We start from the raw sequence: 646 nt of genomic DNA, 5'->3' as shown, positions 1-646 counted from the left end.
ATATCCCGCAGGTTGAGAACTTTCCCTTCCCGCCCCGGAAATACCATTTTCAGCATGTGCGGGGATTCACCTTCCAGGCGGATATGGCGTAATTTCCCCTCCAGCACCACAATGCGTAATTCCCCGTGGGATAAATCCTGCTCAGTAAGAAACGCGCGGCTGGTAATATAGCCCCGGCTGATATACCAGTCGGAAATGGCGGCGGTGAGTTCGGTTATTTTCGCCATATTCAGGCACTGGTTCTGCCAGGGTGCGAGCAGCTTCTGCTGCGCTTTTTCACTGATGAGCGTCACGCCGGAAAGGGTGATGGTGTGAATATCAAAACAGGGGCCACCGGCCTGCGTGTCAGACGGGGTGCGGCCTGCGCGCGGCAGCGGTGTGGCGCGCTCCAGCTCGTCGCGCTGCTGCTGATTCTGGCGCAGCAGTTGTTCCTGCTGCTGACGGACGGCATCACGATCCGCCGGTGATAAGGGTGCGGCCTGCAATGCCGCCGTGACAAAAAATAACCACACCACCAAATAGCGCACGTAAGCCCATCCCTGACCAGAATAAAGGTAACCCTCACCAGTAAATTTTGGTTAGGTTAGTTATAGTCATCATTTTTAAGTATTTTCTTATGGGCTTAATGAAAAAACAATATTCAGGA

The 646-nt window shown here is 53.4% G+C and carries 1 protein-coding gene; it reads right to left on the bottom strand.

The genetic code is table 11. The features are described from left to right. A partial coding sequence (locus E0L21_RS24715) for a POTRA domain-containing protein (protein WP_131413840.1) occupies positions 1-527 on the bottom strand: 527 nt, incomplete at its 3' end. Positions 528-646 lie beyond the last annotated feature (119 nt).

The sequence above is a fragment of the Kosakonia quasisacchari genome, assembly GCF_004331415.1.
Lineage (GTDB): Bacteria > Pseudomonadota > Gammaproteobacteria > Enterobacterales > Enterobacteriaceae > Kosakonia > Kosakonia quasisacchari.
This window is presented reverse-complemented; position numbering and strand designations above follow the sequence as displayed.